The organism is Azoarcus indigens (genome assembly GCF_004361735.1).
In the GTDB taxonomy this organism is placed as follows: domain Bacteria; phylum Pseudomonadota; class Gammaproteobacteria; order Burkholderiales; family Rhodocyclaceae; genus Azoarcus; species Azoarcus indigens.
This window is the reverse complement of record NZ_SNVV01000005.1, coordinates 233445-259285: the sequence shown is the minus strand read 5'-3', so window position 1 is coordinate 259285 and position 25841 is coordinate 233445. Positions and strand designations below refer to the sequence as shown.

Annotated in this window: 27 protein-coding genes; 18 read left to right on the top strand and 9 right to left on the bottom strand. The window is 68.4% G+C overall.

The features are described from left to right. Nucleotides 1-109: 109 nt before the first annotated feature. From dnaB to rpsF, 5 genes are all read right to left on the bottom strand, one after another. Entirely contained in the window at nt 110-1525 is a 1416-nt protein-coding gene (gene dnaB, locus C7389_RS08410) for a replicative DNA helicase (RefSeq protein ID WP_133590277.1), read from the bottom strand. A gap of 96 nt (nt 1526-1621) precedes the next feature. After that, the gene (gene rplI, locus C7389_RS08405) at nt 1622-2074 is read right to left on the bottom strand and encodes a 50S ribosomal protein L9 (protein ID WP_133590275.1); all 453 of its coding nucleotides are present in this window, start codon (nt 2072-2074) and stop codon (nt 1622-1624) included. A 12-nt stretch (nt 2075-2086) separates the two neighbouring features. Further along, nucleotides 2087-2362, bottom strand: coding sequence for a 30S ribosomal protein S18 (gene rpsR / locus C7389_RS08400; RefSeq protein ID WP_133590273.1), 276 nt, complete (start codon nt 2360-2362; stop codon nt 2087-2089). 1 nt (nt 2363) lies between these two features. Further along, on the bottom strand, nt 2364-2678 hold the full coding sequence (priB, locus tag C7389_RS08395) for a primosomal replication protein N (RefSeq protein ID WP_133590271.1): 315 nt from the start codon (nt 2676-2678) through the stop codon (nt 2364-2366). 1 nt (nt 2679) lies between these two features. Then, a complete protein-coding gene (rpsF, locus tag C7389_RS08390; RefSeq protein WP_133590269.1) occupies nt 2680-3069 on the bottom strand; it encodes a 30S ribosomal protein S6 in 390 nt (129 codons plus the stop codon). A gap of 238 nt (nt 3070-3307) precedes the next feature. Here rpsF and C7389_RS08385 point away from each other — a divergent pair, with 238 nt between their 5' ends. Continuing rightward, nucleotides 3308-3643: a hypothetical protein gene (locus C7389_RS08385; RefSeq protein WP_133590267.1), complete on the top strand. Its 336-nt coding sequence runs from the start codon at nt 3308-3310 to the stop codon at nt 3641-3643. 21 nt (nt 3644-3664) lie between these two features. Here C7389_RS08385 and hrpA read toward each other — a convergent pair whose 3' ends face one another. After that, complete coding sequence (hrpA, locus tag C7389_RS08380; RefSeq protein ID WP_133590265.1) at nt 3665-7753, bottom strand: ATP-dependent RNA helicase HrpA; 4089 nt, start codon at nt 7751-7753, stop codon at nt 3665-3667. Between the two features lie 185 nt (nt 7754-7938). Between hrpA and C7389_RS08375 the strand changes: the two genes are divergently transcribed. From C7389_RS08375 to mgtE, 12 genes are all read left to right on the top strand, one after another. Then, nucleotides 7939-8688: a class I SAM-dependent methyltransferase gene (locus tag C7389_RS08375; RefSeq protein ID WP_133590264.1), complete on the top strand. Its 750-nt coding sequence runs from the start codon at nt 7939-7941 to the stop codon at nt 8686-8688. Nucleotides 8689-8728: 40 nt separating this feature from the next. Continuing rightward, complete coding sequence (locus C7389_RS08370) at nt 8729-9256, top strand: DUF2478 domain-containing protein (RefSeq protein ID WP_133590262.1); 528 nt, start codon at nt 8729-8731, stop codon at nt 9254-9256. Then, a complete protein-coding gene (locus C7389_RS08365) occupies nt 9249-9548 on the top strand; it encodes a YkgJ family cysteine cluster protein (protein WP_133590260.1) in 300 nt (99 codons plus the stop codon). The genes C7389_RS08370 and C7389_RS08365 overlap by 8 nt, the downstream gene beginning before the upstream one ends. Nucleotides 9549-9591: 43 nt before the next feature. Beyond that, complete coding sequence (locus tag C7389_RS08360; protein WP_133590258.1) at nt 9592-10422, top strand: undecaprenyl-diphosphate phosphatase; 831 nt, start codon at nt 9592-9594, stop codon at nt 10420-10422. 114 nt (nt 10423-10536) lie between these two features. Then, nucleotides 10537-11112: a YqiA/YcfP family alpha/beta fold hydrolase gene (locus tag C7389_RS08355; RefSeq protein ID WP_133590256.1), complete on the top strand. Its 576-nt coding sequence runs from the start codon at nt 10537-10539 to the stop codon at nt 11110-11112. A gap of 22 nt (nt 11113-11134) precedes the next feature. Then, nucleotides 11135-11971: a class I SAM-dependent methyltransferase gene (locus C7389_RS25125; protein WP_168977711.1), complete on the top strand. Its 837-nt coding sequence runs from the start codon at nt 11135-11137 to the stop codon at nt 11969-11971. 3 nt (nt 11972-11974) lie between these two features. Further along, entirely contained in the window at nt 11975-12871 is an 897-nt protein-coding gene (gene rarD / locus C7389_RS25120) for an EamA family transporter RarD (RefSeq protein ID WP_168977712.1), read from the top strand. A 78-nt stretch (nt 12872-12949) separates the two neighbouring features. Then, nucleotides 12950-14848 carry a ribonuclease catalytic domain-containing protein gene (locus tag C7389_RS08345; RefSeq protein ID WP_133590254.1) on the top strand — a complete coding sequence of 633 codons (1899 nt, stop codon included), beginning with the start codon at nt 12950-12952 and terminating at the stop codon, nt 14846-14848. Between the two features lie 21 nt (nt 14849-14869). Continuing rightward, nucleotides 14870-15799, top strand: coding sequence for an energy transducer TonB (locus tag C7389_RS08340; protein ID WP_133590252.1), 930 nt, complete (start codon nt 14870-14872; stop codon nt 15797-15799). A 36-nt stretch (nt 15800-15835) separates the two neighbouring features. After that, on the top strand, nt 15836-16666 hold the full coding sequence (gene aroE / locus C7389_RS08335; protein ID WP_133590251.1) for a shikimate dehydrogenase: 831 nt from the start codon (nt 15836-15838) through the stop codon (nt 16664-16666). Between the two features lie 54 nt (nt 16667-16720). Then, nucleotides 16721-17413, top strand: coding sequence for a monofunctional biosynthetic peptidoglycan transglycosylase (mtgA, locus tag C7389_RS08330; RefSeq protein WP_133590249.1), 693 nt, complete (start codon nt 16721-16723; stop codon nt 17411-17413). Nucleotides 17414-17608: 195 nt separating this feature from the next. Further along, nucleotides 17609-19051, top strand: coding sequence for a magnesium transporter (mgtE, locus tag C7389_RS08325; RefSeq protein WP_133590247.1), 1443 nt, complete (start codon nt 17609-17611; stop codon nt 19049-19051). A 69-nt stretch (nt 19052-19120) separates the two neighbouring features. Here the strand turns inward: mgtE and hemL are convergent, their stop codons facing one another. The 3 genes from hemL to thiD all read right to left on the bottom strand — a co-directional run bounded on the left by hemL (nt 19121) and on the right by thiD (nt 21953). Continuing rightward, on the bottom strand, nt 19121-20413 hold the full coding sequence (gene hemL, locus C7389_RS08320; RefSeq protein ID WP_133590245.1) for a glutamate-1-semialdehyde 2,1-aminomutase: 1293 nt from the start codon (nt 20411-20413) through the stop codon (nt 19121-19123). Between the two features lie 81 nt (nt 20414-20494). Then, entirely contained in the window at nt 20495-21133 is a 639-nt protein-coding gene (gene thiE / locus C7389_RS08315) for a thiamine phosphate synthase (RefSeq protein WP_133590243.1), read from the bottom strand. After that, nucleotides 21126-21953, bottom strand: coding sequence for a bifunctional hydroxymethylpyrimidine kinase/phosphomethylpyrimidine kinase (gene thiD, locus C7389_RS08310; protein ID WP_246034684.1), 828 nt, complete (start codon nt 21951-21953; stop codon nt 21126-21128). Before thiD ends, thiE begins: the two co-directional genes overlap by 8 nt. A gap of 132 nt (nt 21954-22085) precedes the next feature. Here thiD and C7389_RS08305 point away from each other — a divergent pair, with 132 nt between their 5' ends. From C7389_RS08305 to C7389_RS08285, 5 genes are all read left to right on the top strand, one after another. Further along, nucleotides 22086-22238, top strand: a complete 153-nt coding sequence (locus C7389_RS08305; RefSeq protein WP_342773500.1) for a rubredoxin — start codon at nt 22086-22088, stop codon at nt 22236-22238. Between the two features lie 91 nt (nt 22239-22329). Continuing rightward, complete coding sequence (gene pilG / locus C7389_RS08300) at nt 22330-22716, top strand: twitching motility response regulator PilG (protein ID WP_133590237.1); 387 nt, start codon at nt 22330-22332, stop codon at nt 22714-22716. A gap of 25 nt (nt 22717-22741) precedes the next feature. After that, entirely contained in the window at nt 22742-23113 is a 372-nt protein-coding gene (locus C7389_RS08295) for a response regulator (protein WP_133590235.1), read from the top strand. An 18-nt stretch (nt 23114-23131) separates the two neighbouring features. Then, nucleotides 23132-23644: a chemotaxis protein CheW gene (locus tag C7389_RS08290; protein ID WP_133590233.1), complete on the top strand. Its 513-nt coding sequence runs from the start codon at nt 23132-23134 to the stop codon at nt 23642-23644. A gap of 59 nt (nt 23645-23703) precedes the next feature. After that, the gene (locus C7389_RS08285) at nt 23704-25821 is read left to right on the top strand and encodes a methyl-accepting chemotaxis protein (RefSeq protein ID WP_133590231.1); all 2118 of its coding nucleotides are present in this window, start codon (nt 23704-23706) and stop codon (nt 25819-25821) included. Nucleotides 25822-25841: the final 20 nt, after the last annotated feature.

Below are 25841 nucleotides of genomic sequence, written 5' to 3'. Positions count from 1 at the left end.
AGAACGCCTTGCTTCTCAAGCCTTTCAGCTCCGCCGCGTTCCGCTGCAGCGCTGAAGAGGTGCGCATTATAGACACCACACAAATACCGTCAACCGCTTTTTGAAATTTTTATTCGTCGGAGGAAAAGAAACCCGACCCACCTGCGAAATTCTCGAATCGCGTGTATTGCCCCAGGAAGGTCATGCGAACGGTTCCAGTCGGGCCGTTACGGTGTTTGCCAATGATCAGCTCCGCAGTGCCTTTGTCGGGGGAGTCCGGGTTATAGACCTCATCCCGGTAGATAAACATGATGATGTCCGCATCCTGCTCAATCGCGCCCGACTCACGCAGATCGGACATTACCGGACGTTTGTTGGGGCGCTGCTCCAAGCTCCGGTTCAGCTGCGAGAGCGCGATGATGGGTACGTGCAACTCTTTGGCCAGCGACTTCACCGAGCGCGAGATTTCCGACAGTTCCGCCGCCCGGTTATCACTGTCCTTGCTCCCCGTCATCAGCTGCAGATAGTCGATGACGATCAGCCCCAGCCGCCCGCATTGACGAGCCAAACGACGGGCTCGGGCACGCAGGTCGATCGGATTCAGGCCCGGCGTCTCGTCAATGAACAGGGGCGCGTCGTAAAGCTTGCCCATCGCCACCGTCAGCCGCTGCCAGTCATCGTCGGTCAGGCGACCGCTCTTGATCTTCTGCATGTCGATACGGCCGACCGAGGAGATGAAGCGGGTGGCCAGCTGAGTTCCGGGCATTTCCATTGAGAAGATTGCCACCGGCAAACGCGCCTCGACGGCAACATGCTCCGCCACGTTCAACGCGAACGTGGTTTTGCCCATTGCCGGACGGCCGGCGACGATCAGCATGTCGGAAGGCTGCAAACCCGCAGTCTTGGAGTCCAGATCCGCAAAGCCCGAGGGAATACCGGTGATTTCCGATGGGCTGTCGCGGTCATAGAGTTCCTGCACGCGATCCACGACCTGCTTCAGGATGGGCTGGATGGACATGAAGCCGGTGGAGTGGCGCGCGCCCGCTTCGGCAATCTCGAAGACTTTAGCTTCCGCCTCATCCAGCAACGCTTTGGCGTCTTTGCCCGATGGGCTGAGTGCACTGGACGCAATCTCATCCCCCACCGCGACCAGCTTGCGCAGGATAGCCCGCTCACGAACGATTTCCGCGTAGCGCCGGATATTCGCGGCAGACGGCGTGTTGTTGGCGATTTCCGCCAGGTAGGCCAAGCCACCCGCCTGCTCCGCCTCGCCGCTCTTCTCCAGCGACTCGAACACGGTCACGACGTCGGCAGGTTTGCCGAGGTCGATCAGCTTGGAGATCTGCTTGAAGATGCGGCGATGGTCGTCACGGTAAAAGTCCGCCTCGCTCGCGAGGTCGGCAATCCGCTCCCAAGCTTGATTGTCGAGCAGGATGCCGCCGATCAGCGACTGCTCCGCCTCCAGCGAATGTGGAGGCAGCTTGATGGATGCCAGCTGGGGATCGGAATCGGAGAACTTATCGGAGAACTTGCGGGAGCTTGCCATCGGCACAACCTGCAGGAGGAATTGCGGAGATTGTAGAAACAAAAAAGGGGCTGCCGCAGCAGCCCCTTTCTTTCGCCGGCCTGACGGCCTGCGGTATTACTGCTGATCGCCCAGCACCGACACGATCACGGTGACGATCACGTCGGAGTGCAGCGCAACTTCCAGTTGGGCGTCGCCCATCTGCTTCAGCGGGCCGTCGGGCATGCGGATCGAGGAGCGCTCGATCTCGAAGCCTTGGGCGGCCAGCGCTTCGGCCACATCGGCGTTGGTCACGGAACCGAACAGGCGGCCGTCCATGCCAGCCTTGCGGGTGATCTGCACCATCAAGCCTTCCAGCTTGCCGGCCAGTTCCTGGGCGGAAGCCAGCTTTTCGGCTTGCAGGCGCTCGAGCTCGACACGGCGAGCTTCGAACTCGGCCAGGTTGCTTTCGGTGGCGCGCTTGGCCTTGCCTTGGGGGATCAGGTAGTTACGGGCGTAACCGTCCTTGACCTTGACCACGTCGCCCAGGCCGCCGAGGTTCACGACCTTTTCGAGAAGAATGATCTGCATGTCTGGTTCCTCTTACTGGTGCAGGTCGGTGTAAGGCATCAGGGCGAGGAAGCGGGCACGCTTCACGGCCACAGACAGCTGGCGCTGGTAGCCGGCCTTGGTGCCGGTGATGCGTGCCGGCATGATCTTGGCGTTCTCGGTGATGAAGTCCTTCAGCACGTCGACATCCTTGTAGTCGACTTCTTCGACCTTCTCCGCAGTGAAGCGGCAGAACTTGCGACGCTTGAACAGGCCGCGGCCACCGCGGTCATCCTTCTTCTTGAACTTGGACTTGGGCTTGAAAGCCATTTCAGTTTCCTTCCAGAAATTCGATCTTGTTCAGGTGCAGCACCGGAGCCCGGCTACGCATGCTTTTTGCGGCGAGAAATCCGGTAACGGCTACACGCATGCCTGGGGCCGCGTTTGCGAGGAGACCGGCCAGATCGCCGATCGCCACCGCCTGCAATTCCACAGAGGCCTCGCGGAGCAAACCCGCTTCCATCTGCTTCGATTCATGTACCAGCACGCAATTAGCGACCGGTATTCCTGCAGGCGTCCGACGCAACGGCAGCAACTCCGCCAGCCGCGCATCGAGGCGCAATTCGTTCAGCCCCGAATCACTCACCTCAGGCGGACGGCGCCTCGGCAGCGTCGGCCGGCTTGTCCTCGGCGGAAGCCGGGGTCAGGGAACGGGCCTTCTCTTCCTTCATCATCGGCGACGGGGTGGTAACGGCCTTTTTCATCTTGATGATGAGGTGGCGCAGCACGGCGTCGTTGAACTTGAAGGCGTGCTCGAGTTCGGCCAGCGTTTCGCCGTCGGTTTCGATGTTCATGAGCACGTAGTGGGCCTTGTGCACCTTCTGGATCGGGTAGGCCAGCTGACGGCGGCCCCAGTCTTCCAGGCGGTGGATCTGTCCATTGCGGGCGGTGACGATCGACTTGTAACGATCGATCATCGCCGGGACCTGTTCCGACTGGTCCGGATGGACGATGAACACGATTTCGTAATGTCGCATGCAAACTCCTTGCGGTTATTGAGAAACAGCCCCCCGGCATGCGAGACCGGTGGAGCAAGGGAAGCCGGCGATAGTAGCAAGAAATGCTGAAGAATCAAAGCCGCCCAACCCAAACCGGGGCTGGCCGCTCTCACTTTAGGCAAATGCGCGCTTACATACTGCCGGGCGTCGCAGCCATGCGCGTGGCTAACATCGGCTCAGCGGTCCCAAAGCCGCGCGACGTTCTAGCGAGACCGACATGGATACCACCACACGCACCTTTTTCACCGCCCTGCTCTGCTCCGGGCTCCTGATAGGCGGCGCCGGCGAGGCCGAAGCCCACGGCGACGATCGGCGCAAGGGCGGACGCGGCTGGGAAAAACATCACCGCCACCATCATCACCACTATCACGGCCACCCGCCGGTGGTGCGGGAACGCATCATCGTGCGCGAACGGCCCTATTACGAAGAGCGCATCGTGCATCACCACTACCACCGCCCGCCGCCGAGCTATCCGGCCTACCACGGCTATGCGAGGCCGCCGGCAGTGGTCATCGGCATCGATGTGCCGCCGCTGGTGCTGCCCTTGCGCTGAGCCCAGCCGCCGGCGCTTCGATCAGCGCGGGCGGCTCTCCCAGATTTTCTGCAGACGCTTGACCGACACCGGCATCGGCGTCTTCAGTTCCTGGGCGTAAAGCCCCACCCGCAACTCCTCCAGGAGCCAGCGAAAATCCTCTACCTGCGGGTCGGTAACGCCGGCCCGGCGCTTGACCAGCAGTTCGCGCTCCCACACCTGCGCCAGACCTCGCCACTCGGCCATGGCCTGGGCGTCGCGGACCGGATTGTTGCGGAACTTGTCCAGGCGCACGCCGGCGGCCTTGAGATAGCGGGGGAAATTCGCCAGCCGCTCCCATGGGAAAGCGACGAGGAAGTCCTTGGGCATCAGCGCCGCCAATTGCGCCTGCATGTCGGCCGCCAGCTCCGGCGCAGTGCGCAGACCGGCGAGCCGCTTCTGCAGCGCGGCGTGCTCCACTACCAGTTGCCCCGCCAGGCGCACGAACTCCTGGGCAATCAGCGTGATACGCGGCTTGGATTCGGCACAGCGGCGATCGAAGGAGTCGACATCCGTCGGCAAGGGGTCGAGCAGGCAGGTACGCGCCAGCGTGGCATTCACCAGCCTCGCCTTCAGTTCCGCCTCGGTACCGAAGGCCATGTACTGCAGTGCCAGTTCGCGCAGCCCCGGCAGGCGCTCGATGGCACGCACCTGATCCTTCAGCGCCAGCCGGAACAGCCGGCCCAGGCCACCGCGATGCACCCGCGCCGCCTCTTCCGGCGTGTCGTAGGGGCGTAGCGAAACGCTTTCGCCGTCATCATGCAGCGCCGGGAAGCCGATCACGTCCCGCCCGGCGACCTTGATCTCCAGCAGCTCCGGCAGCGGACCGAAGGTCCAGGCGGTGAAACCAGAGAGCGCACCCGCAGCGCCTTGGCCGGACGGAGGCGCCGCGGCAGCAGTCTTACCGGCAAGCGCCGGCACGACAGCCACCTCCGCCTGCTCCGCCGGCACCTCGATGCGCGCCGCGCGAAAGCCGGCCGCCACCTGCTCGCGGTGGCGTGCCCGCAGCTCTGCCAGATTGCGCGATTGGCCCAGCACCCGGCCGTGCTCGTCGATCACGCGGAAATTCATGAAGCAGTGCGGGTTCAGGTTCTCGCTGCGGAAGCTCTCCAGCGGCAGCTTCAGCTGCACCCTGTCTTCAACGAAGCGCTGCAGCATGCGCAGCAACGGTTCGTCGGTATCGAACGCCTCCGCCTCGAAAGCAGCCATGAAGGCGGCAGCGCTTTCGCCTATCGGCTGCAGCCGGTGGCGATGCTTCTGCGGCACCGTCTTCATCAGCGCCGCCACCTTTTCCTCCAGCAGGCCGGGCACCAGCCACTCGTAGCGGTTGGCCGGAATCTGGTTGAGCATGGCCAGCGGCACGGCGAGGGTCACGCCATCGTCCGCCTCGCCGGGCTGGTGCAGATAGCTCAGCTTCAGCTTCTGGCCCAGCACCGTCATGTGCGCCGGGAAACGCTCGGTGGTGATGCCTTCGGCCTCGTGCCGCATCAGCTGTTCGCGGGAAAGGTGGAGCAGCTTGGGCTCGGCCTTCTCGGCGGGCTTGCGCCAGCGCTCGAAGCTCGCCAGATCGACGATGTCGGCCGGCAACTTGGCGTCGTAAAAGGCTTCGATCAGCGCTTCGTCCACCAGCACGTCCGGCCGGCGGGACTTGTGCTCCAGCCGCTCGATCTCCGCCACCAGCCTGCGGTTGTGGGCGAGGAAGGCCATGCCGCGCGCCGGACCGTCGGCGATCTCGCCGGCCACCAGGCCTTCGCGAATCAGCAGCTCGCGGCACAGCGCGGCGTCGATGTCGCGATAGGCCACGCCGCGGCGGGCGTACAGCACCAGGCCGTGCAGGGTGCCGCGCTCCCAGGCGCGCACGCTGCCGGCGGCCTTGGACCAGTGCGGCTCGTAGACATGGCGCTTGAGCAGATGGCCGCCGACCTCCTCCAGCCACTCCGGCTCGACGCGGGCGATGCAGCGGCCGAACAGGCGGGAGGTATCCACCAGCTCGGCGCAGACGATCCACTTGCCCGCCTTCTTCGCCAGCGCGGAACCGGGATGGGGCCAGAACTTGATACCGCGGGCGCCGAGGTAGCTGCCGGCCTGCGGGCCGCTGGCATCCTCTATCTTGCAGCCGACGTGGCCGAGCAGGCCGGTGAGCAACGCCTTGTGGATGTTCTCGTAGTTGGCCGCCAGCTCGTTTTCCTTCCAGCCGTGCTCGGCGCACAGGGCGTGGAGCTGGCCATGCACATCGCGCCACTCGCGCATGCGCAGATAGGAAAGGTAGTGCTTGCGGCACCACTGCTTCTGCTGGTTGCCGGTTTCGTGCTTCAGCACTTCTTCCCAGGCTTTCCACAGATGCAGGTACCAGAGGAACTCGGAGCGCTGATCCTGCTCGCCGCCGCGGAACCTGGCGTGCGCCTGGTCGGCTGCGCCCGGGTTTTCCTGCGGCCGTTCGCGCGGGTCCTGCACCGACAGCGCGGCGGCGATCACCAGCAGCTCGCGCAGGCAGCCGCGGTCGCGGGCGGCGAGGATCATGCGGCCTATCTTCGGATCCAGCGGCAGCTTGGCGAGTTCGGCGCCCACCGGCGTCAGCTCGCGCGCCTCATCGTCGGTGACCGCACCCAGCTCGGTCAGCAGCTGGTAGCCGTCACCGATCAGGCGCGGGCCGGGCGGGTCGATGAACGGGAAGTCCTCCACCGCGCCCAGCTTCAGCGACTTCATGCGCAGGATCACACCGGCCAGCGATGAGCGCAGGATTTCCGGATCGGTATGCGGCTGGCGGCGGTTGAAGTCGTCCTCGGCGTAGAGGCGGAAACAGACGCCATCCATGACCCGGCCGCAGCGGCCCGCGCGCTGGCGGGCGGCGGACTGGGCCACCTTCTCCACCTGCAGCTGCTCGACCTTGTTGCGCGGCGAGTAGCGCTTGACCCGCGCCAGGCCGGTATCCACCACGTAGCGGATGCCCGGCACCGTCAGCGAGGTTTCGGCCACGTTGGTGGCCAGCACCACCCGCCGGCCCTTGCCGGGCGAGAATACCCGCGCCTGTTCCTGCGCCGACTGGCGGGCGAACAGGGTGAGGATCTCGGTGCCGGGCAGATGCGGCGCCTTGCGCAGCGCCTCGGCCGCCTCGCGGATTTCGCGCTCGCCGGGCAGGAACACCAGCACGTCGCCGGGGCCGCTGCGCTGGGCTTCGTCCACCGCGTCCACCAATGCATCGTAGAGGTCGCGCCCCTTGCCGGCCTTGGCCTCGCGGCCGTCCTTGCGTGCCGGCTGCGGCGCCTCTTCGTCCTCCACCGGGCGGTAGCGCATCTCGATGGGGTAGAGGCGGCCGGAGACTTCGATCACCGGCGCCGGCTTGCCGTCGTGGTCGGCGAAGTGGCGGGCGAAGCGGTCGGCATCCAGCGTCGCCGAGGTAACGATCACCTTGAGGTCAGGCCGGCGCGGCAGCAGGGTGCGCAGGTAGCCGAGCAAGAAGTCGATGTTGAGGCTGCGTTCGTGCGCCTCGTCGATGATCAGGGTGTCGTAGGCGGCGAGCAGCGGGTCGGTCTGGGTCTCGGCGAGCAGGATGCCGTCGGTCATCAGCTTGATGTTGCTGTCGGCCGACAGGCGATCGGTGAAGCGGATCTTGTAGCCCACCGTGCGGCCCAACTCGCTGTTCAGCTCCTGGGCGATGCGGCTGGCGGTGGCGCGCGCCGCCAGCCGGCGCGGCTGGGTATGGCCGATGAGGCCGGCGGCGCCGCGCCCCAGGCTCAAGCAGATCTTGGGCAGCTGGGTGGTCTTGCCGGAGCCGGTTTCACCGCAGACGATGATGACCTGGTGGCGCTGCAGCGCCCCGGCGATCTCCTCGCGGCGGCCGGAAACCGGCAGCTCGGCCGGAAAGCTGGGCACCGGCAACGCAGCCACGCGCCGCGCCAACGCCTCGCGGGAACGCGCCGCCAGCGCGGCGAAATCCGCCTCCAGCCTGCCACGGCGATCGCCCTTGGCATGGCGCAGGTCGCGCCGCAAGCGCCGCAGCCGCGGACGGTCCGCGCTCAGGCAGTCGGCGAAGGTATCGGAAAAAGACTCGGCGGCCCTGGGTTGGCCGCCGATGCCGGATTGCTGCTCCATCGTTCCACTCTCGACCACGCGCGCGGGGCGGTGATCCTCTCGTTCATGTCCTGCCCCGCAGGGCGCGAAACCGCCGTCTTCCGGCGGCGCGGGCGCCATTATCCCAGCGGGCGGGCCGCAGGGACACCCGAGGTCCGACCTTACATATATGGACGGCGGCGGCAAAGCCAAGGCAGCATCGCCCCATGCCCGCCCCCGCTCCGCCTTTCCCGCCGGCGTCCGCTATCGCGCCGCCCCAGCCCTGCCCCCTGTGCGGCCAGGCCGAGGTGCCGTTCTGGCTGCACGAAACCCGCCGCGGCCAGCCGGCGCGCGATTACCACCGCTGCCCGGACTGCGCGCTCATCTTCGTGCCGCCGCGCTTCCACCTCGACCGCGCCGCCGAGAAGGCGGAGTACGACCGCCATTGCAACGATCCGGCCGACCAAGGCTATCGCCGCTTCCTGGCGCGGCTGGTGGAGGCGCTGTGCCCGCATCTGCCCGCCGGTGCCCGCGGCCTGGACTATGGCTGCGGCCCCGGCCCGGTGCTGAGCCAGCTCTTCGCCGCCGCCGGCTTTGCCTGCGCCGACTACGATCCGCTCTATCGCGCCGACCCGGCCCTGCTGGGCCTGCGCTATGACTTCATCGCCAGCACCGAAGTCTTCGAGCACTTCGCCGCCCCGGCGGCTGAAATCCAGCGCCTGCTGTCGCTGCTGAAGCCCAGTGGCTGGCTGGCGGTCATGACCCGGCGCAGCGACAGCCTAGCCGTTCAGGGAGGCATGGAAACCGCCTTCGCCCGCTGGCATTACTCCCGCGACCCCACCCACATCGCCTTCTACGCCGACCGCAGCTTCGCCTGGATCGCCGAGCGTTGGGGATTGGCGCTGCAGCTGGCCGGGCAGGACATCGCCCTGCTGCGCCTGCCCGCAGCGGGGCTGTGCGCCCAGGCCGGCGAGTGAGAGAATCCCGCCTCCGCCCCGCCGACCCGCCTCTTCCATCATGAGCTCCGCCCCCGCCCTGCCAATTGCCGCGATCGTCTATAACCCTGAGATCGACGTGGATGCCCTGATGGCGGAAGCCGCCCGCCAGCTCTCCGCGCGCGGCGTGCGCATCGGCGGCGTGGTGCAGCACGAGGTGCCCGGCCTGCCCGGCGACCCCTGCGGCATGGCGCTGGAAGACCTGGAGAGCGGCGAGCGCTTCGCCCTGTCGCAGGAGCTGGGCAGCGGCTCCGAAGCCTGCCGGCTGGACACCGCCGCCCTCGCCCAGGCCGGCGCAGTGCTGCGCGGCGCAATGGAGCGCGGCGTGGATCTGCTGATCGTGAACAAGTTCGGCGGCCAGGAAGTATTCGGCGCCGGCCTGCGCGCCGAAATCGGCCTCGCCGCCAGCAACGGCGTGCCGCTGCTGACCGCCGTCGGCGAGCGCTTCCTCGACGACTGGCGCGCCTTTACCGGCAACGCCGGCCAGCTGCTGCCCGCCGAGCTGGAGGCGGTGCTGGCCTGGTGGGCCGGGCTACCGCCGCGTGGCTGAGGGCGCCAGCGCCTGCCGCCCGGCCTGCGCCGCCTGCTGCATCGCACCGTCCATTTCGACACCGATTCCCGGCATGCCGCAGGGAAAGCCGGCCGGGGTGCCCTGCGTGCAGCTGGACGAGGCCTTGCGCTGCCGGCTGTTCGGCGATCCCCGCCGGCCGGCGGTCTGCGGCAGCCTGCCACCCTCGCCGGAGATGTGCGGCGAGGACCGCGAGGCGGCCCTGAACTGGCTCGGCGACCTGGAACGACTTACAAAACCGCAACAAATTAGCGTGCTGCGGCGCAACAGTTAGCCCCCGTATAATCGCCGCTCCTTCGACTTCCGGGCCCAATCGCATGGATGTTCAGCTGCTGCTCACCGCACTCCTCCTCGGCATCGTCGAGGGCCTGACCGAATTCCTCCCCATCTCCTCCACCGGCCACCTCATCATCGTCGGCGACCTGCTCGGCTACAACGACGAGGCCAGCACCGTGTTCAAGATCGTCATCCAGTTCGCCGCCATCCTCGCGGTGTGCTGGGAATACCGCGAGCGCCTGATCAAGGTGGCGGTGGGCCTGCCGCGGGAGCGCGAGGCGCAGCGCTTCGTCGGCCTGCTCTTCCTCGGCTTCCTGCCGGCGGCTGTACTGGGGCTGATGTTCCACTCGGTGATCAAGACGGTGCTGTTCAACCCGCTGACGGTGGCGACTGCGCTGGTGGTCGGCGGCCTGATCATCCTTTACGTGGAAAAGCGCGCCTACCGTCCGCGCATCGACGCAGTGGAGAAGATGGGCTGGGCCGACGCGGTGAAGATCGGCTTCGCCCAGGCGCTGGCGATGATCCCCGGCACCTCGCGCTCCGGCTCCACCATCATGGGCGGACTGATCTTCGGCCTGTCGCGCAAGACGGCGGCGGAGTTCTCCTTCTTCCTCGCCATCCCGACCATGTTCGCCGCCACGGTGTACGACCTGTATAAGAACTGGGGCCTGCTGCACGCCCAGGATCTGCCGGTGTTCGCCATCGGCTTCGTCGCCTCCTTCCTGTCGGCGATGGTGGCCGTCAAGACCTTCATCCGTTTCATCTCCAACCACACCTTCATCGGCTTCGCCTGGTACCGCATCGTGTTCGGCCTGATCGTGCTGGCAAGCTGGCAGTTCGGCCTGGTGGACTGGAGCGAACCCAGCTTCTGAGCCCTCCCCCACTGCCGGCCGAGACCAGCCGGCAGCGCGCTCTCCAGCGCACGAAGTCAGGCCGGGCGGCGTTTGCGGCTAAACTCGCCGCTTCCGCTTCTGCCCGGCCTGACCATGATCACCTACCTGCACGGTTTCCGCTCCGCCCCCGCCTCCCTCAAGGCCCAGGCGCTGGCGCGGCACATGCAGGCGCGCGGCCTGGGCGACAAGCTCTGGTGCGAGCAGCTACCGGTATCGCCAGCCGCCGCGGTGGCGCTGATCGAGTCGGCCATCGCGAGCAATCGTAGCCGTGCCACACCGCCCACCCTGGTCGGCAGTTCCCTCGGCGGCTTCTACGCCACCGTGCTGGCGGAACGCCACGGCCTGCGTGCGGCAGTGGTTAATCCGGCGGTGGTCGCGCCGCTGTCGCTGGAACCCTACCTCGGCCCTCAGACCAACCTCTACACCGGCGAGACCTTCGTCTTCACCCAGCGCCACATCGATGAACTGCGCACGCTGCAGGTAGCCGCCATCAGCCAGCCGGAGCGTTACTGGCTGCTCGCCGAGACCGGCGACGAGGTGCTGGACTACCGCCATGCGGTGGATTACTACGCCGGTGCCCGCCAGACCATCCTGGGCGGCGGCGATCACGGCTTCTCGCGCTGGGGCGACTATCTGGACGACATCGTCGCCTTCGCCGGCCTGGCCTGAAACCGCGGGGAACCCCAGCCTCATGGCCCAGATGGATACACAGCGCTACAAGGCGCAGGAACGTGCCGGCTTCAACCGCATCGCCGCTGACTATGCCGACGGCGCACCGCTGCGCGCCCAGCTGGCGAATGCCCTGCTGGACGCCGCCGGACTCGCCCCCGGCCAGCAGGTGCTGGACCTCGCCAGCGGCCCGGCGCTGCTCGCCACCGCGGCGGCACAGCGTGTCGCCCCCGGCGGCCTGGTGCTGGCCACCGACATCGCCGAAAGCATGATGGCCGAAGGCCGCCGCCGCACCGCCGGCTCCGCCCGACCGGCGTTCGCCGTTGCCGACGCGGAGCAGCTCGGCCTCGCTGGCGGCCGTTTCGACCGCGTGCTCGCCGGTCTGGCGCTGTTCCTGTTCCCGCAGCCGGACAAGGCGCTGGACGAGGTACGCCGGGTGCTTCGCCCGGGCGGCCGCTTCGTGCTGTCGGTGTGGGGCGCGCGGGACCGGGTGCCGCTGATCGGCTGCGCGCTGGATGGCATCGCCCGCGGCCTGCCGCCGCCCAAGGTAGCGCGCCCCTCGGTCTGCCGCTACGGCGAGCCCGGTGCGCTGGAAGCCACGTTGAGCCAGGCCGGCTTCGACGACATCCGCCTCCAGCCCTGCGAATTCGCCTGCCGCTTCGATGACGCCGACGCCTACTGGCAGGCCTTCCTCGGCCTCGCCGGCGGCGCCGCCGAAGCCTTGTCGCGGGTGCCGGCCGAAGGGCTGGCCAAGGTGCGCGCCGCCACCGCCGACGCCCTGGAAGCCTACCGGGACGCGGACGGCGGCTACCGCCTCTCCACCCTCACCCTGATCGCCAGCGCCCGCTGCCCCGCCTGAGCCATGGATACGGACGCCGCCCGTCGCCAGGGCGTACTCGCGGCGCTGGGCGCCTTCGTCATCTGGGGCCTGGCGCCGCTGTACTTCCGCGCGGTGGACAGCGTGCCGCCGTTCGAGATCGTCGCCCACCGCATCCTGTGGTCGGTCGCGCTGCTGGCCGCCCTGCTCGCGCTGCTGCCGCGCAGCGGCGGCTTAGCCGGCCTGCAGGCCATTCGCCGCCAGCCCCGCCTGCTCGGCCTGCTCGCCCTCACCAGCCTGCTCACCAGCAGCAACTGGCTGCTCTTCGTCTGGGCGATCAACGCTCACCGGCTGGTGGAAGCCATCCTGGGCTACTTCATGACGCCGCTGGTGAACATCCTGTTCGGCCGCCTTTTCCTCCGTGAGCGCATGCGGCCGGCGCAGCAACTGGCGGTGGCGCTGGCCTGCGCCGGCGTCGCCTGGCAGATCTGGCAACTGGGCCGGGCACCGTGGATCGCGCTCTTCCTCGCGGCCACCTTCGGCACCTACGGCCTGCTGCGCAAACGTGCGCCGGTGGATGCCATCGGCGGCCTGTTCGTGGAAACGGTGATCGCCGCGCCAGTGGCCGCCGCCTACCTCGGCTGGCTGGCGGCGCAGGGCCTGCTCGCCTGGGGCGGCGAGCGGCAGGCGACGCTGCTGCTGCCCTTCTCCTGCGTGATCACCGCGGTGCCACTGATGCTGTTCGCCATTGGCGCCCGCCGGCTGCCGCTGTCCACCCTCGGTTTCCTGCAATACCTGGCGCCCACGCTGGGCTTCCTCATCGCCGTCTTCGTCTTCCGCGAGCCGCTGGACAGCGACCGGCTGGTGAGCTTCGTGCTGATCTGGATCGCCCTCGCGATTTACTCGGCCGACATGATGCGCCGCACCCGCAGCCCGGCCTGAGCGAATTCGCGGCCGGCGCGGGCGCAGGCCGGCGAATCCAGTAAACTACCCGGCTTGCTCATTCCCTGGCGGTTGCCGATGTACGTGCTGTTCGAAGAGGATGGGGCCTTCAAGGCCGGCACCATCCTCGCTGATAACGATGCCTCCCTGCAGGTCGAAACCACCCACGGCAAGCGGGTGAAGCTCAAGCGCGCCCATGTGCTGCTGAACTTCCGCGAACCCTCGCCGACCGATCTGCTCAGCCGGGCGGAAGCAGCAGCCGAACAGCTGGACATCGAATTCCTGTGGGAAGTCTGCGGCGACGAGGAATTCGGCTTCGTCGAGTTCGCTGCCGAATACCAGGGCCACCCGCCGACTTCGGTGGAAGCCGCCGCCATCCTGCTGCGCCTGCATTCCTCGCCCATCTGGTTCCATCGCAAGGGCAAGGGCCGCTTCCGCAAGGCCCCCACCGAGATCCTGCAGGCCGCGCTGGCCGGGCTGGAGAAGAAGCGCCAGCAGGCCGCCGCCATCGAGCACATGCGCGCCGAACTGGTGGAAGGCCGCATGCCGCCGGAGCTGGCCGCGCTGCTGCCGCAGGCCCTCTACCGCCCGGACCGCAACCGGCTGGAGATCAAGGCGCTGGAAGCCGCCTGCGTGGATACCGGGCTCACCGTGCCGCGCCTGCTGCTGAAGTGCGGCGCGCTGGAATCCAGCCACGACTTCCACTTCAACCGCTTCCTGTTCGAGCATTTCCCCGAGGGCATCGCCTTTCCAGCCTTCGACGCCCCCGCGGCCCCCGCCGGCCTGCCGCGCGCCGAGGTGGCCGCCTTCTCCATCGACGACGCCACCACCACCGAGATCGACGATGCCTTCTCGGTCACCCCGCGCCCCGGTGGCGGCTGGCGCGTCGGCATCCACATCGCCGCGCCGGCGCTGGGCTTCGAGCGCGGCTCCACGCTGGATGGCATCGCCCGCCGGCGGCTGTCCACCGTTTACATGCCCGGCAACAAGATCACCATGCTGCCGGACGAGGTCGTCACCGCCTTTACCCTGGCCGAAGGCCGCGACTGCCCGGCGGTGTCGCTCTACCTGGACGTGAATGCCGACCTCTCCGTCTCCAGCCAGGAAAGCCGGGTGGAGATGGTGCCCATCGTCGCCAACCTGCGCCACCACGACCTGGAGCCGGTGTTCAACGACAACACCCTGGTGAACGGCGGCCCGGAATTCCCCTGGCAGCGCGAACTGACCGTACTGTGGGATCTGGCCACGGTACTGGAAGCCGGCCGCGGCAAACCGGCCACCAACCAGACCCAGGTGGACTACAGCTTCTACGTGGACTGGAACACCCAGACCGGCGACGGCCCCGGCTACATCAGCATCGGCGAACGCCTGCGCGGCTCGCCCATCGACAAGCTGGTGGCCGAGCTGATGATCCTGGCCAACACCACCTGGGGCAAGCTGCTCGACCAGGCCGGCGTGCCCGGCCTCTACCGCGCCCAGGGCGGCGGCAAGGTGCGCATGACCACCGTGGCCGCGCCGCACGAAGGCCTGGGGGTGGATTGCTACGCCTGGTCCAGCTCGCCGCTGCGGCGTTACGTCGACCTGGTGAACCAGTGGCAGATCATCGCCGTGCTCACCGGCGGCACGCCGGCCTTCGCGCCCAAGTCCGCCGACCTGATGGCCGCGCTGCGCGACTTCGAACTCACCTATGCCGCCTATGCCGACTTCCAGCGCCAGATGGAGCGCTACTGGTGCCTGCGCTGGCTGCGCCAGCATGCCCCCGAGCATGTCGAGGCCAAGGTGATACGCGACAACCTGGTGCGGCTGGAGAACGTGCCGCTGGTGTTCAAGGTCTCTTCCCTGCCGCTGCAACTGCCGGGCTCGCGCGTCAAGCTGGCGATCGAGGGCAGCGACCTGCTGGACGTGGAAGTCCAGGCCCGCTACGTCGCCACGCTGGCGGAACCCGATCCCGAGGAATATGCCGACTCCGGCTTCTGAGCCCGCCGCTTCCATCGCCAAATGAGCCGCCGCCCCACCTTCCCGAAAGCCCAGCCCAAGCCGGCCGCCGCCTCCACCGGGCGGCGCTGGTGGCTGGCGCTGGCGGCACAGCCGGTGCTGCTGGCGGCCTTCGCCGCCTCGCTGCTGCTGCACGGCGGGCTGCTGATGCTGCAGTTCGCCCCGCCTGAGGTCAAACCCAAGCGCGACAAGGATCGCGGCCTGGAAGTGGTGCTGGTGAACGCCCGCCACGCCCAGCGACCGGACAAGCCGGAGGTGCTGGCCCAGGCCAACCTGGACGGCGGCGGCAACACTGACCAGGAGGTGCGCGCCAAGTCCCCGCTGCCACCGCAGAACAAGCAGCGCGACGGCGAAGCGCTGGCCGAGGCCAAGCGCAAGGTCCAGCAGATGGAACGCACCCAGCAGCAACTGCTCACCCAGGCGAAGAAGCCGGCGCCGCCGGTTGCCCCGGCACCGGTGCAGAACGCGCAGCCGGAACCGCAGCCGGTCGCCAGCGGCCTGGACCTGCTGGACAGCGCCGCCGCCGTCGCCCGCCTGGAGGCGCAGATAGACCGCAACCTGGAGGAATACGCCAAGCGGCCGCGCAAGAAGTTCATCGGCGCCCGCGCCCGCGAGTACCGCTTCGCCCAGTACGTCGAGGACTGGCGGCTGAAGATAGAGCGCATCGGCACCCTGAACTACCCGGACGCCGCCCGCGGCAAGCTCTACGGCAGCCTGCTGCTGTCGGTGACCATACGTGCCGACGGCACGGTGGACCAGGTCAGCGTACATCGCAGCTCCGGCCACAAGGTGCTGGACGACGCCGCCGTCCGCATCGTCAAGCTGGCCGCGCCCTATGCCGAGTTTCCGCCGGACGTTAAGCGCGACACCGACATGATAGAAATCACCCGCACCTGGACCTTCACCAACACCGACCAGGTGCACGCCAACTAGGCCGCCAACGCCGGCCCTGCCATCGAGACCGCCCGCATGGACCGCTACGCCGTCGTCGGCAACCCCATCGCCCACAGCAAGTCGCCCCAGATCCATGCCGCCTTCGCCGCCCAGACCGGCCAGGCGCTGAGCTACGAGGCGCTGCTCGCGCCGCTGGACGGCTTCGCCGCCACCGTGGCCGAGTTCCGCGCCGCCGGCGGCCGCGGGCTCAACGTCACCGTGCCCTTCAAGCTGGAAGCGCATGCGCTGGCCGACAGGCTGACGCCGCGCGCGCGCGCCGCCGGCGCGGTGAACACCCTGGCCTTCGGTGCCGATGGCGTGCTCGGCGACAACACCGACGGCGCCGGCCTGGTGCGCGACCTCTCCCACCACCACGGCTGCAACATCGCCGGCCTGCGGGTGCTGCTGCTGGGCGCGGGCGGCGCCGCCCGCGGCGCGCTGCTGCCGCTGCTGCAGGCCGGCCCGGCCAAGCTCACCATCGCCAACCGCAGCGCCGACAAGGCGGTGGCGCTGGCGCGGGAGTTCGCCGCTGCCGGCGGCTCACCGCTGGATGGCTGCGGCTTCCCCTCCCTCGCCGGCCGCCGCTACGACCTGGTGATCAACGCCACCGCCGCCAGCCTCTCCGCCGAGGTGCCGCCGCTGCCGCCCGGCCTGTACTCCGACGGCGCGCTCGCCTACGACATGGTCTATGCCAAGGAGGAAACGCCCTTCATGCGCGCAGCCCGCCTCGATGGCGCCGCCCGCGTCGCCGACGGCCTGGGCATGCTGGTGGAGCAGGCGGCCGAGAGCTTCGCGCTGTGGCGCGGCGTGCAGCCGGATACCGGCCCGGTGCTCGGCGCACTGCGCCGCGCCCTGGCCGCCGGCTGAAGCTGTGACGCCGCGGCAGCCTCCGATGATCTCCGCCAGCCCACGGCCGCAGCCATGAAGACGCTGATGCGCTGGCTGGGCCGCGGCCTGCTGCTGGGCGCCATCCTGCTGCTGGCCTGGCAGCTTTGGCTCTTGATCGGCGTCGCCTGGTGGAGCCAGGTGGATCCCGGCAGCACCAGCTTCATGCGCCTGCGCCTGGCCGAGATGCAGGAGAAGAACCCGAAGGCCACGCTGCGCTACCAGTGGGTGCCCTACGACAACATCTCCATCCACCTGAAACGCGCGGTGGTGGCCGCCGAAGACGACCGCTTCGTGGACCACGACGGCTTCGACTGGGAAGGCATACAGCGGGCGATGGAGAAGAACGAGCGCCGCGGCCGCGCGGTGGCGGGCGGCTCCACCATCAGCCAGCAGCTGGCGAAGAACCTCTTCCTGTCACCCTCGCGCAGCTACCTCCGCAAGGCGCAGGAGGCGGTGATCACGGTGATGATAGAAACGCTGTGGTCCAAGCGCCGCATCCTCGAGGTCTATCTCAACGTCGTCGAATGGGGCGACGGCGTGTTCGGCGCCGAGGCCGCGGCGCGGCGCTACTACGGCGTCTCCGCTGCCCGCCTGGGGCCGGGCGAGGCGGCGCGGCTGGCAGTGATGCTGCCCAACCCGCGCAAGTACGAGCGCAGCTTCGGCCCGCGCCTCGCTGCCCATGCGGAACGCATCCGCGGGCGCATGGCTTATTCGCAGGTTCCCTGAGCGCCTCCGCCTCCTCCCCACTGCCCCACTCCTGCCCCCCCGAGGCGCCCGCATCGCGGCGCATCAAGAACCGCCCCGCCCGCCCGCAACAAGACGGAAAGACTGCCGCGCCAGACTGTCGGGGTCGCATGGCGGGCGCCGAGTCCGTAGAATCCGCCTCTTCCGCCTTCGCTCCCCCCACCGGCCCGCCGCGCAATGACCACGGAAGAAGAACTGCACCCCGATGACGTCCAGCAGCACCTGCGCGAAGTGCAGGACCTGCTCGCCCGGCAGAAGCTGGTGGAGAGCCTGGTGCACCGCCAGGACATGCCGCGCCACGACCTCGTCGAGACGCTGGTGCACAAGCAGCATGTAGCCAGCCTGCAGGCCAAGCTGGATTCGCTGCACCCGGCGGACATCGCCTACATCCTGGAAGCCTTGCCGCGCGACGAGCGCCTGTTCGTCTGGGAGTTGGTGAAGGCGGAGCGCGACGGCGAGATCCTGCTGGAAGTCTCCGACGCGGTGCGGGAATCGCTGATCGAGACGATGGCGCCGGAGGAACTGAAGGCGGCCGCCGAGTCGCTGGACGCCGACGAGCTCGCCGACCTCGCGCCCGACCTGCCGCCGGAGGTCATCCAGGATGTCTTCCAGTCGCTGGACAGCGAGGGCCGGGAGCAACTGCGCGCGGCCATGTCCTACCCGGAGGACTCGGTGGGCGCGTTGATGGACTTCGACATGGTCACGGTGCGGGAGGACATCACCCTTGAGGTGGTGCTGCGCTACCTGCGCCGCTTCGAGGAACTGCCGGACCACACCGACAAACTCTTCGTGGTGGACCGGGAAGACCACCTGAAGGGCATCCTGTCGCTGGAATCCCTGCTCATCAACGACCCGGAGATGGACGTCGCCGAGGTGATGCGCAAGGAGGCCATCATCAGCTTCGAGCCGGAGGACGACGCCGACGACGCCGCCCAGGCCTTCGAGCGCTACGACCTCGTTTCGGCGCCGGTGGTGGACCGGGAGAAGCGGGTGATAGGCCGCCTCACCGTGGCCGACGTGGTGGACTTCATCCGCGAGGAATCCGAGGCCGAGATCCTGAGCCATGCCGGTCTGCGCGAGGAGGAAGACATCTTCGCCTCGGTGTGGGACTCGGTGAAGAACCGCTGGGCCTGGCTGGCGGTGAACCTGGTCACCGCCTTCGTCGCCTCGCGCGTGATCGGCCTGTTCGAAGGCTCCATCGAGAAACTGGTGGCGCTGGCCGCGCTGATGCCCATCGTCGCCGGTATAGGCGGCAACTCCGGCAACCAGACCATCACCATGATCGTGCGCGCCATCGCCATGGGGCAGGTGGAGGAAAGCGCGATGAAGCGGCTGCTGAAGAAGGAGATCAGCGTCGCGCTGATCAACGGCGTGGTATGGGGCGGGCTGCTGGGCGTGCTCGCCTGGTGGCTGTACCACAGCATCTCGCTGGGCGCGGTGATGACCGCGGCGATGACGCTCAACCTGCTGCTGGCGGCCACCGCCGGCGTGGTCATCCCGATGCTGCGCCAACGCCTGGGTGCCGATCCGGCGGTCGGCAGTTCGGTGCTGATCACCGCCATCACCGACTCCGGCGGCTTCTTCATCTTCCTCGGGCTGGCGACGCTGTTCCTGCTTTGAGCCCCGCTACGGGCGGGGAAGCGGATGAAGCCGCCGCCCTGCCCGTGATGTGCAGCCCGGCGCGCGTGCTCAGCCCAGCTTCGCGAACACCTCGCGCGCCGCCGCCACCGTGGCGGCGATGTCCGTCTCGGTGTGCGCCGCGGACACGAAACCGGCCTCGAAGGCGGAGGGCGCGAAGTAGTGGCCAGCGTCCAGCATGGCGTGGAAGAAGCGGTTGAAGCGCTCGCGGTCGGAGGCCATCACATCGGCGAAGGAAGCCGGCGGCCGGGCGCTGAAATAGACGCCGAACATGCCGCCCACCGTATCCGCGCTGAACGCCACGCCGTGCTCGCGCGCCGCGTCCGCCAGGCCGGCGGCCAGCGCCGCGGTACGCGCCCCCAGCGCGGCGTAGAAGCCGGGCGCCTCGATCAGCTTCAGCGAGGCCAGGCCGGCGGCCACCGCCACCGGGCTGCCGGACAGCGTGCCAGCCTGGTACACCGGTCCCAGCGGCGCCACCTTCTCCATGATGTCGCGGCGGCCGCCGAAGGCGCCCACCGGCATGCCGCCGCCGATGACCTTGCCCAGCGTGGTGAGGTCGGGAACGATGCCGTACAGCCCTTGCGCCCCCTGCGGGCCAACGCGGAAGCCGGTCATCACCTCGTCGAAGATCAGCACCGCGCCATATTCATCGCACAGCCGGCGCAGGCCTTCGAGGAAGCCGGGCGCCGGCTTCACCAGGTTCATGTTGCCGGCCACCGGCTCGACGATGATGGCGGCGATCTCCCCGCCACGCGCCTTGAAGGCGGTCTCCACCTGCTCCAGGTCGTTGTAGTCGAGCACGATGGTGTGGTGGGCGAAGTCCGCCGGCACGCCACCGGAAGACGGGTTGCCGAAGGTCAGCAGACCGGAGCCGGCCTTCACCAGCAGGCTGTCGGCGTGGCCGTGGTAGCAGCCCTCGAACTTGACGATGGCATCCCGCCCGGTGAAGCCGCGGGCCAGCCGGATGGCGCTCATGGTGGCCTCGGTGCCGGAACTCACCAGCCGCAGCATCTCCACCGAGGGCAGCAGCGCGCAGATGCGCTCGGCCATCTCCACCTCGCTCTCGGTCGGCGCGCCGAAGGACAGACCGCGCAGCGCCGCCTCGCGCACCGCCTCGACGATGGCCGGATGGGCGTGGCCGGTGATCGCCGGCCCCCAGGAACCGACGTAGTCCACATAGGCCTTGCCGTCCGCATCCCACACCCGCGCGCCCTCGGCGCGTTCGATGAAGCGCGGCGTGCCGCCCACCGAGCGGAAGGCGCGCACCGGCGAATTGACGCCGCCGGGAATGGTGCGCTGGGCGCGCTGGAACAAGGCTTCGTTGCGGCTGCTGGAATCGGACATGTGCGGACTCGGGAGTAAAAGGGAAAGCGGTGAAGGAAAAGAGGACGGAGCGGAAGCGCGTGGCGCTGTTGCCGCCGCGGCTCAGCCTGGAACGTAGAGCTGGCGGTAGGCGCCGGCGCGGGCAGCGGGATCGGCTGCGTCGAAGACGTCGGTGATGACGGCGAGCAGGTCGGCACCGGCCTCGACCAGCGCCGGCGCGCGCTCCAGCGTGATGCCGCCTATCGCCACCACCATCACGCCCAGCTCGCGGCGGGCGCGGCCCAGCAGTTCCAGCGGCGCGCGCACCGCCTGCGGCTTGGTCGGCGAGGGATACATCGCACCGAAGGCGACGTAGTCCGCCCCGGCGCTGGCGCCGGCCTGCGCCAGCCCCCATTCGTCGTAGCAGGACACGCCCAGCAGGCGCTGCGGCCCCAGCGCCGCGCGGGCGGCAGCGATGTCGCCGTCGTCCCGGCCGAGATGCACGCCCTCGGCGCCGACCGCCAGCGCCAGTCCGAGGTCGTCATTGACCACCAGCGGCACGCCGGCGGCGCGGCAGCGGGCCGCCACCGCCTGCGCCTGCTCGCGGCGCAACGCCGCGTCCGGCGACTTGCCGCGGTACTGCAGCAGCGCCGGCGCACCCGCCAGCACCTTTTCCACCGCCAGCAGCAGCGCGTCGGTGTCGTCCAGTTCCGGGGTCACCGCATAGAGGCCACGCCAGCCGGCCCAGCGCCGCTCACTCATCGTCGGCCCCATGCCCTCGCGCCCAGAAGAAGCGATCCGGCAGCGCCAGCCCCATGCCGGGCCGGTAGGCGTGGCGCAGCGCCTGCTGGGCGAATTCCTGCGCCTCGCGCACTGCTTCCGGCATGGTCATGCCATGCGCCAGCGCCGCCACCGCAGCGGCGGCCAGCGTGGCGCCAGCGCCGAGATAGCGCGCAGGCAGGCGCTCCCAGGCGTCGGTGCGCACTACGCCGCCTTCGCCCAGCAACACGTTGATCACCTGCGGCCCCTGTTCGCTGCCGCCAGTGAGCAGCACGTACTCGGTGCCGAGAGCGAGCAGGCGGGCGACCGCCTCTTCCGCCGACAGCGCTTCCTCGCTGTCATCGTCGGCGTCGATGCCAGCCAGCCGCATCACCTCGTGGCGGCCTGCAACCAGCAGCGAGGTCTGCGGCAGGATCAGCTCGGTCAGCGCGGCAACCACATCCTCCTCGCTGCCCTCCTCCACCCCGGCATACAGCGCCGGCTCCAGCACCAGCGGCACCTCCGGGTAGTCGGACAGGATCTCGGCGATCACCGCGACATTCTCCACGCTGCCGCAGTAGCCGAGCTTGAAGGCATGCACCGGGATGTCCTCCAGCACGGCGCGCGCCTGGGCGGCGACCATGTCCGGCTCCAGCGCCAGGGTTTCCTCGATGCCACGGGTATCGCGCACGACCACCGCGGTCTGGATGGCGAGCGGGTGGCAGCCCATGCTTGCCAGGGTCAGGATGTCGGACGGCAGACCGCCGCCGCCGGTGGCGTCGCCGGCGGAAAGACAAAGTACGACTGGGGGAGCATCCGGCATTGCAACTGGCATGACAGAAGGGATACCGGCGCGTCTGGCGCGGCCGGGAAAATGGGGTAAGATGCGACGGATTTTACCGCCAATCCAAGCCGAACACGCCAAGCGATGGCTGACGCACCCTACAAGACCTACATGTGCCTGATCTGCGGCTTCATCTATGACGAAGCCGCCGGCCTGCCCGATGAAGGCATCGCCCCCGGCACCCGCTGGGGCGATATCCCGCCCAACTGGACCTGCCCCGAATGCGGCGCCCGCAAGGAAGACTTCGAGCTCGTCGAGATATGACATTCAAGCAGCCGGAGTTCCCCCGCCGCCTACGCCTTGCGTATGATGCGGTTCCCGCACCCGCCGCGCAGGGATACCGAGGACTGACACCATGGACCTGACCGGACTCAAGGTGATGGTCATAGACGACAGCAACACCATCCGCCGCAGCGCGGAGATCTTCCTGGGCCAGGCCGGCTGCCAGGTGTTGCTGGCGGAGGATGGCTTCGACGCCCTCGCCAAGATCGCCGACCACCACCCCGACGTCATTTTCGTCGACATCATGATGCCGCGCCTGGATGGCTATCAGACCTGCGCGCTGATCAAGAAGAACGCCCGCCTGTCCTCCACGCCAGTGATCATGCTTTCGTCCAAGGACGGCCTGTTCGACCGCGCCCGCGGCCGCATGGTCGGCTCCGACGAGTACCTCACCAAGCCCTTCACCAAGGACAGCCTGCTGAAGGCGGTTGCGGCCCACTGCGGCCGCGTCCCCCGTTGAACCCGTCCATGGAATGACGCCGACCATGCCGATCAAGAAAATCCTCGTCGTTGACGACTCGCCCACCGAGCGCTTCGTCCTCACCGACGTCCTCACCCGCAACGGCTATCAGGTGGTGACCGCCGAGAATGGCGAGGACGCCATCGCCAAGAGCAGGAGCGAGCTGCCCGACCTCATCCTGATGGACGTCGTCATGCCCGGAATGAACGGCTTCCAGGCTACCCGCACCATTTCCCGCGACGACGCCACCCGAACCATCCCCATCATCATGTGTACCAGCAAGTCGCTGGAGACGGACAAGATCTGGGGCATGCGCCAAGGCGCCTACGACTACCTGGTCAAACCGGTGGACCACAAGGAATTGCTGGCCCGCATCGAGGCAATCAAAGACAAGTAACGCGGGAACAAGGCCATCATGTCCAAGAGGATCAGCCTGCGCGAATTCCAGGAAAGCCTGGTCCGCCGCCTGGCCGAAGCGAAGAGCGGCGAACGCCGCGGCCTGCTGGGCGTGCAGGCGGGCAACGAGAACTGGCTGGTCGCGCTGGCCGACTCCGGCGAGGTCCTGCCACCGCCGCCGCTGTCGCCGGTTCCGCTCACCCGGCCCTGGTACCGCGGCCTGGCGAATGTGCGCGGCACCCTGTACGGCGTAGTGGATTTTTCTGCTTTCCACGGCGGACCGCTGGTGGCGCCCTCCGGTCACGCCCGGCTGCTGCTGGTCGGCGCCCGCCACGGGGTGCATTGCGCCCTGCTGGTCTCCCGCGCCTCCGGCCTGCGCAGCGGCGACGACTTCGAAGCCGACGACAATCCGGCGGATGAGCGCCCCTGGGTGGGGCAACGCCTGCGCGACGTGCAGGACCGCCCCTGGCTGCGCCTCGACGTTCAGCGCCTCCTCGCCCACCCCGGTTTCCTCGACGCCGGCGCCGGCTGAGGCGCGGCCTACCTCCTTCCCAATCGACCCCCACACGCTATAGCGGCGGAGCACGCAACATGGCATTGAAGCTCTTCGGCAAGAAAATGGCCACCGCGGGCAGTTCCGCCCCGGACACCACCATCATGGAGACCCACGTTCCCGGACGGCCTCCCACCCCGCGCAAACGCCTGCTCGGCGACCGCCCGGTAACCGAACAGATCCGCATCCTCGGCATCGGCTTCGCCCTGCTGGTCGCCATCACCGCCGGCCTGGTCATCTACCAGGGCCGGCAGTCCGCCGATGCCACCACCCATGTGGCGGCGGCCGGTGAAATGCAGATGCTGTCGCAGCAGATCGCCAAATCCGCCCAGCTCGCGCTGCAGGGCAACAGCCAGGCCTTCACCGAACTGCGCAGCGGCAGCGCGCGCTTCTCCGGCCTGCTGACCGCACTGCAGGCCGGTAGCGACCTGGACGGCGACTATGTGCCCGCCGTGCCGGAAGCCGCCCGCCCGGCACTGCAGACGCTGGCCGAAACCTGGCACAAGAGCGAGCAGGACGCCCGCCAGCTACTCGCCCAGGAGAAGAACCTGGTCACCCTGAACGCCTCGGTGGCGGCAATCAACAACGGCAACGCCGGCTTGCTGGACCTCTCCGAACAAGTGGCCGCGCTCAAGCTCCAGGGCGGTGCCAGCGCCCGCGACATCGTCACCGCCAACCGCGCAGTGATGCTCACCCAGCGCATCGCCAAGAACGCCAACGCCTTGCTGGTGGCCGACGCGATCGACCCGGAGGTCGCCTTCCTGCTGGGCAAGGACACCAACGCCTTCCGCGAGCAACTGGGCCTGCTGTCGCAGATGAGCGCCGACGCAGAGACGCGCGCCCGCATCGGCGAGCTGGACGAAGCCGCCAAGGAGACGCTGGAGGCGGTCTCCGGCATCCTCGGCAACATCCAGCTGCTGGTGCAGGCCAAGCAGGCCGGCAGCCGCATCTTCCGCGACTCCGCGCCGCTGCTGGCGCAGACCCAGGCGCTGGCCGAAGCCCTCAACAGCAACAGCCGCGGCTTCAGCCTGGTTTCCGCGCTGATTGCCGTCACCGCCCTGCTCGGCCTCGCCGTCCTCGGCTTCATGGCCAAGGTCTACAACGACGACCTCGCCACCCGCCGCGCCGCCGCCGAAACCCAGCGCCAGTCGGCTGAGAACGAGCGCAACCTCACGCAGCAGGCGATCCTGCGGCTAATGAACGAGATGGGCGACCTCGCCGACGGCGACCTCACCATCCGCGCCACGGTGACCGAGGACATCACCGGCGCCATCGCCGACTCGGTGAACTACACCATTGAAGAACTTTCGGTGCTGGTACGCCGGATCAACGACGCCGCCACCCGGGTGACCGCCGCCACCCAGTCGGCGCAGAAGACCTCCAGCGAACTGCTGGGCGCCACCGAGCGCCAGTCGCGCGAGATCGAGGAGGCTGGCTCCACCGTGCAGCGCATGGCGGCATCGATGACCGACTCCTCCGAGCGCGCGCTGCAGTCCGCCCAGGTTGCCCGCCGCTCGCTGGAATCCGTGCGCAAGGGCGCCGATGCGGTCGAAAACACCATCAAGGGCATGAACGAGATCCGCGAGCAGATCCAGGAAACCTCCAAGCGCATCAAGCGCCTGGGCGAGTCCTCCCAGGAGATCGGCGAAATCGTGGAGCTGATTTCGGACATTACCGAGCAGACCAACGTGCTGGCGCTCAACGCCGCCATCCAGGCCGCCTCCGCCGGCGACGCCGGTCGCGGCTTCACCGTGGTTGCGGAAGAAGTGCAGCGCCTGGCGGAACGCTCCGCCGAGGCAACCAAGCAGATCTCCGCCATCGTGAAGACCATTCAGACCGACACTCAGGATGCGGTGGGCGCGATGGAAAACGCGACCCGCGACGTGGTCGAAGGCGCGCAGCTGTCCGACGCCGCCGGCCAGGCGCTGGCCGAGATCGGCCAGGTGTCCATCGAAGCCGCCCGCCTGATCGAGCAGATCTCCACCGACACCCAGCAGCAGGCGGCCACCGCCACCCGGGTGGCGGAAACCATGAAGGACATTCTCGCCATCACCGAGCAGACCACCCTGGGCACCAAGCAGACCGCGGTCTCCATCGGTCAGCTCGCCGACCTCGCGGTGGAACTGAAGGGCTCGGTTTCCGGCTTCAAGGTCTGAGTACCGGCGCAAAAGGCAGA